6 protein-coding genes and 1 pseudogene are annotated in these 5,815 nt (G+C 67.5%); 2 read left to right on the forward strand and 5 right to left on the reverse strand.

Annotated features, from left to right (window positions below):
- From GJ632_RS18710 to GJ632_RS24285, 3 genes are all read right to left on the reverse strand, one after another.
- The coding region (locus tag GJ632_RS18710) for a heavy-metal-associated domain-containing protein (protein WP_191453727.1) at positions 1-172 on the reverse strand (172 nt) is incomplete at its 3' end.
- A gap of 130 nt (positions 173-302) precedes the next feature.
- A complete protein-coding gene (locus tag GJ632_RS24280; RefSeq protein WP_231751677.1) occupies positions 303-1,109 on the reverse strand; it encodes a hypothetical protein in 807 nt (268 codons plus the stop codon).
- A complete protein-coding gene (locus GJ632_RS24285) occupies positions 1,061-1,567 on the reverse strand; it encodes a hypothetical protein (RefSeq protein ID WP_231751678.1) in 507 nt (168 codons plus the stop codon). The genes GJ632_RS24280 and GJ632_RS24285 overlap by 49 nt, the downstream gene beginning before the upstream one ends.
- Before the next feature lie 243 nt (positions 1,568-1,810).
- Here GJ632_RS24285 and GJ632_RS18720 point away from each other — a divergent pair, with 243 nt between their 5' ends.
- Positions 1,811-2,404: an AsnC family transcriptional regulator gene (locus GJ632_RS18720; protein WP_191453728.1), complete on the forward strand. Its 594-nt coding sequence runs from the start codon at positions 1,811-1,813 to the stop codon at positions 2,402-2,404.
- Positions 2,405-2,416: 12 nt separating this feature from the next.
- On the opposite strand, the gene GJ632_RS18725 is transcribed toward GJ632_RS18720, so the two are convergent.
- Together GJ632_RS18725 and GJ632_RS18730 are read right to left on the reverse strand one after the other, a co-directional pair.
- Positions 2,417-3,079, reverse strand: a complete 663-nt coding sequence (locus GJ632_RS18725; RefSeq protein WP_191453729.1) for an archaellin/type IV pilin N-terminal domain-containing protein — start codon at positions 3,077-3,079, stop codon at positions 2,417-2,419.
- 68 nt (positions 3,080-3,147) lie between these two features.
- Positions 3,148-4,581 carry an FAD-dependent oxidoreductase gene (locus GJ632_RS18730; RefSeq protein ID WP_191453730.1) on the reverse strand — a complete coding sequence of 478 codons (1,434 nt, stop codon included), beginning with the start codon at positions 4,579-4,581 and terminating at the stop codon, positions 3,148-3,150.
- A 361-nt stretch (positions 4,582-4,942) separates the two neighbouring features.
- Between GJ632_RS18730 and GJ632_RS18735 the strand changes: the two are divergent.
- Positions 4,943-5,815 (forward strand): annotated as a pseudogene (locus tag GJ632_RS18735) (glycerol kinase); the annotation flags it as partial.

Raw genomic sequence — 5,815 nt, forward strand, 5'->3', positions numbered from 1 at the left:
CCTCGACGGCGGCGACGAGTTCGGACGCGTCCGCCTCGCCCTCCACCGTCACGGACGACGACTCGTGGTCGGCGGTGGCGGATTCGACGCCTGCGACGCCCGAGAGTGCCTCTTCGACGGTCTGTTCGCAGTGGCCGCAACTCATGCCTTCGACGGTGAACGTCTGACTCATGACGGTCACGCTTGTGGGTGCACGCTTTTCCGAGTTTCTCTTGGCTATCCACAGTCACTCCGGTTCGTCAGTCGAAGAGACGAAAGTGAGAGCAGAGACGACCGAGGGAGTCGAAGCCGGTTCGACCCCGTCAGTCCACGAACACGCTGTTGTAGCGGCGTTCGACTTCGAGGCGTTGCTCGCGCGTGAGGTCGGACAGGTCGGCCCCGTCGTACATCCGGTAGGCCCACTGCTCGCGGGTGGGCATGTGCTCGTTGTCCTCGTTGATCCACGGCTGCCGGTTGTAGAGTTCCGTAATCTGCCCCGCGGACTCGTCGCTCAGGTTCGCGAAGTCGCGGTCCCACTTGGCCTGCGAAATCTCGTCCTTCGAGAGTTCGCCGCCGGTGTCGCCGAACTGGGCGTCGAACGCCTCCTGGACGTCCACGCGGCCGTCGAAGCCGAGTTCGTCGAAGTCGGTCCCGTACCGTTCCTGCGCGAGTTGGTCGCGGGTCTTCACCGTCGAGGGGTCCCACTCGCCGTCGGGTTGGCGCAGGTAGAACTCCTCGACTGCGGCCGCGTCCTCGGCGCCGAGGCTGTCGAACGACGACTCGAAGACGGCCTGTGCGATGGCGTCTCGACTCGTCTCGGAGTCGGCGTCGTCGGTGTTCGAGTCGTCCGACTCGGAGTCGCCGGCGTCGCCGCCCGACCCGCCGCCGTTCGCCTCGCTCGAGTCGTCACCCGAGTCCGGCGACTGCTCGGCGTCGGAGTCGTCGACCCCGTTCCGCTGTTCGTCCGACAGCGTGTCGCCCTCCAGCATCGGCGGACGGACGGTGATGGTGACGGTGTCCGTCGCCGTCGCGCCCGCCTCGTCGGTGACGGTGACGGCGAAGGTGTAGTTGGTCCGCTTCGTCACCTCGGGGGCCAGAATCTCGGGCTCCGCCGTGTCCGCGTAGGCCATGTCGGTTCGCGGACCGCCGACCTGCGCCCACTGGTAGGTGAGGTTGGCGTCGGAGCGTCGGGGTCGGTCGAGGCCGTCGCGTCGAAGTGGACGCGGACCCACTCGCGGACCGTCCGGTTGCCGCCGGCCACCGCGACGGGCGGTTCGTTCGCGCGTTCGACCGCCCCTTCGTCCGCCTCGGCGTCGTCCGAGGACGCGTCGGACTCCGCGTCGCCGGCGTCAGACGGCGTGGCCGTGGCGGTGGCCGTCTCCGTGGGCGTCGGCGTCTGGTCGGTCGGTTCGTTGGTCAGTTCGTTCGACTGCTGCGTCGGCGTCGACTGCTCGACGGCCGCCGACGCGTCGTCGGCCGCGGCGGGCGCGTCCCCGCCACCGTTCTGACCGGTGAAGAGGGCCGCGCCGCTACCGGCGGCGACGAGTGCGGCGACGACGACGAGTGCGACTGTCAGTTTGCGGTTCATTGTGGTTTCCGTGACCTCTACGTTTACGAGGACGACACAGCGGCTTCGTTATAGACTACCGAAGGGACCCGGTAGCGGCCGTGTAACGGCGGGTTAGGACGACGGAATCGAGCGGACGAGCTGAACCGACGAGGGGTTCCGCCCAGAATCAGCTTCGAAAGTAAAGTTTCGGACGGTACTGACGATATAACGTGTCGCTAGTCCGGCCAAAACGCTATGTGTGCCGACGGGCACGGTACGAATATGCGCGAACTGGACGACACCGACCTCCGGATACTCGAACTCCTCACCGAGGACGCGCGACGACCGTTCAGCGACATCGCGGAGCGAGTGGACCTCTCGCCGCCCGCCGTCTCCGACCGCGTGGAGAAACTGCGCGAGTCGGGCGTCATCAGACGGTTCACGCTCGACATCGACCGTTCGCAACTCCGGGCGGGCGTGCCCGTCCTCGTCCGACTCGACCTCCCGGCGACGGAGGTGGCGGCGGTCAAGGACGCCCTCCGCGAGTCCGAGGTGGTCGAACACGTCTTCGTCACCGTCGAGGGGGACGTGGTGTTCTCCGCGCGGTTCCGCGCGGACGCGGTCCGCGAGGGAATCGACGACCTGGTCGACCTGGGGCGCGTCGCCGACTACGAGGTCACCATCGTCTCGTCGACGGAGTGGACGCCGAGCGTCGGCGGTACGGAGTTCGCTCTCACGTGTGCGGAGTGCGGCAACACCGTGACGAGCGAAGGCGAGAGCGAACGGATCGGCGAGAGGCAGTACCACTTCTGCTGTTCGTCCTGCGCCGCCCGGTTCCGCGAGCAGTACGACCGCCTCAGCGCGGGCGCGGAGTGATTCGGGGCGCGCTCAGAGCCTGACGTACGACGTGTCGTCCGTGTAGTCGGGCACCGAGAGGTAGACGGTGGACGTACTCCCCCCCGCGACGGTTATCTCGACGGTGATGCGGTCGTCGGGTCGCAGGGGACGACGGTTCGTCGGGTCGGCGTCGGCGCTCTCTATCTGCGAGGCGTTGAGGTAGAGGACGAACTCCTCGCCGGTCTCCAGAATCGCGTCGCTGTCGCCGATACCGACCGACGCGTTGAACGACCGGTGGGCGTCGGCCGCCGTGGAGGGCGCCGTCGGGTCCGACCCCGAGAACGAGAGGCTCTTGGCCTGATGTTCGCCGACCCACTTCACGGAGAGTTCGGAGACGTCGATGTCGCCGGCCGCCGGCCGCGGCCGAATCCAGAGTCGGACCGTCTCGACGGTGCCGTTCTCGACGTTGTCGTTCGCGTCCGGCGTGACGTGGCCGGCGGCGGTGACGACTTCGACGCCGTTCACCACGCGGTCGACGCTCTCCTTGCCGGCGTCCTCGGCCGTCGCCTGGAGGAACGCGGCGGTGTTTATCAGGACGCCCGCGGCGACGGCGGCGACGAGGACCATGGCGATGAAGACGACGAGGGTACCGATGCCGACCTGACCGCGCCGGTCCGTCCCCCCGGCCGACTCCTCGCGACGGAGCAGACTCATGTTGAGTATCTAAACACTCTCTAACCATTACTCTAGGGTATCAGTATCAATATCGATACTGGATGCGGTCAGAGAGCGATTACACGCCCGCGGAGCACCTTCGCGGCGACCAGAACCGGGTCCCATACCGGGCTGAACGGCGGGGCGTAGGCGAGGTCCTGTCGCTCGAGTTCGCCGACGGTCATCTCCGCGCCGAGCGCGGTCGCGACGGTGTCGATTCTGATAGCGGCGCGGTCGGCCCCGACGACGTTCCCGCCGAGGAGCCGTTCGGTCTCGCGGTCGGCGGTGAGCGTCACCGTCGTCTCGGACCCGCCGGGGTAGTAGCCGGACCGCGACCCGGCGGTGATGGTCGCCGAGACGGGGTCGAACCCCGCTTCCCGGGCGCGGTCGTGGTCGACGAATCCCCGCGCGCCCGCACCCCAACTCGACGCCTTCACCACCGCCGTCTCGGCGACGCCGCCGACCGGTTCGGGGGTGCCGGCCACCGTCGAACCGATGGCGCGGCCGGCGCGGTTCGCCGGCAGGCCGAGGGGGTCCCACGTCGGGTCGCCGGTGACGACGTGGCGCATCTCGGCCACGTCGCCCGCCGCGTAGACGCTCTCGACGGACGTGCGGCCGAACTCGTCGGTGGCGATGGCGCCGGAGTCACCGAGTTCGACCGGCGTCCCCTCGACGAGGGCCGTGTTCGGTCGGATGCCGATGCCGACGAGTGCGGCGTCCACGTCGAGTTCGGTGCCCGACCCGCAGACGAGCGTCTCCACCCGGTCGTCGCCGCGGAGTTCGGTCACCTCCTCGCCCAGATGGAGCGTGACGCCCCGTTCGCGCAGGTGGTCGGCCACTCGGTCGCCGACCGCCTCGCCGAACGGCGGGAGGAGGCGGTCCGGTCGCTGAAACAGGTGTACGTCCAGTCCGTGTTCGACGAACGCCTCCGTCATCTCGATGCCGACGTAGCCGCCGCCGGCGACGGCGACCGTCTCGGGCGAGTCCATCGCCCCGTACCGCGCGGCCGTCTCGCGGTCCACGTAGTCGACGCCGCCGAGGTCACCCACCGAGAACGCCGCGGGGTCGGCGAGGAACGCGCGAACGGCGGCGGCGTGGTCGAGGCCGTGCAGGGTGAACGCGCCGTCGAGGCCGAAGCCGTCGATGGGGTCGGAGACGGCGTGGCCGCCGGTCGCCACGAGGAGGTCGCCGTACGACTGGGCGAACTCGCCGTCGGGACCCCGAACCGTCACCGTCCGCGCGTCGGCGTCGACGGCGACGACCTCGTGTTCGCGGTGGAGGTCGATGCCGCGGTCCTCCACGTCCGCGGGCGACAGCGACAGGAGGTCCGTCAGCGAGTCGACGTCGCCCTTGACGAAGTACGGCGTCCCGCAGTGGGCGTACGACACCCACCGTCCCTTCTCGAAGACGACGACGTCTCGCTCCGGGTCTTCGCGTCTGCACTTGCTCGCGGCCGAGAGGCCGGCGGCGTCACCACCGACGACGACGAACGGGTCCGACATGGATAGTCGGTTGAACGACCCCCGACACGTAGTTTGCTCGGTCCGACGACCGCGGCGCACGGCCGGCCGGCCGCCACCTCCCGACCACATATTTTCTACCAACACCATCGGCAGTGAGTCAAAATCCGAACTTCCCGCGGATGCATTCGCGTTCGCCGGCGGAGCGGGTCCAATCGGTCGTTTCTGCCTTCGACGGAGCAGACCCGGTACCTGGTGACTCTCGAACCGATTTTCGACCGACGTTCTTCGCCGCGAGAGTGTGCCACTATCTGACGGAGAAGAAAAGATTTATCATGAATATACGAGATTCTTATTCGTAGGGCGGCACCGAGAGTAAAATTCGGGCCGTGACAGATCAGATATGACTGAAGACACGTACGTCGGTGCAATCGACCAGGGCACCACAGGAACCCGTTTCATGGTCTTCGACCACGACGGGCGAGTCGTAGCGAACGCATACCAGAAGCACGAACAGATCTACCCCGAACCGGGGTGGGTCGAACACGACCCCGAGGAGATATGGGACAACACGCAGGCGGTGATGCACGACGCCCTCGAAGAAGCCGGCGTCGACGCCGAGCAGTTGGAGGCCATCGGCATCACCAACCAGCGCGAGACCACGCTCATCTGGGACCGCGAGACGGGCAAACCAATCGCCAACGCCATCGTCTGGCAGGACCGCCGGACGACCGACCGCATCGAGACGCTTCAGGACGAGGGCAAAGAAGAGTGGGTCCGCGAGAAGACCGGCCTCGAACCCGACGCGTACTTCTCGGCGACCAAGGCCGAGTGGTTGCTCGACAACGCCGACCAGATAAAACTCGCCCGCATGCGTCCCGACGACGTCCGTGACCGCGCCGAGGACGGCGAGTTGATGATGGGTACCATCGACTCGTGGCTCATCTACAAACTCACCGGCAACCACGTCACCGACGTCACGAACGCATCCCGGACGATGCTGTTCAACATCCACGAGATGGACTGGGACGACGAACTCCTCGAGGAGTTCGACGTCCCCGCCGAACTCCTGCCCGAGGTCCGTCCCTCCTCGGACGAAGCCACCTACGGCTCGACCGACGCGAGCGGCTTCCTCGGCGCCGAAATCCCCGTCGCGGGCGCCTCGGCGACCAGCAGGCCGCCCTCTTCGGCCAGACCTGCTTCGACGCCGGCGACGCCAAGAACACCTACGGCACCGGCTCGTTCATGCTCATGAACACCGGCGACGAAGCGGTCA

Source organism: Halogeometricum sp. CBA1124, assembly GCF_009741955.1.
Taxonomy (GTDB): Archaea; Halobacteriota; Halobacteria; order Halobacteriales; family Haloferacaceae; genus Halogeometricum; species Halogeometricum rufum.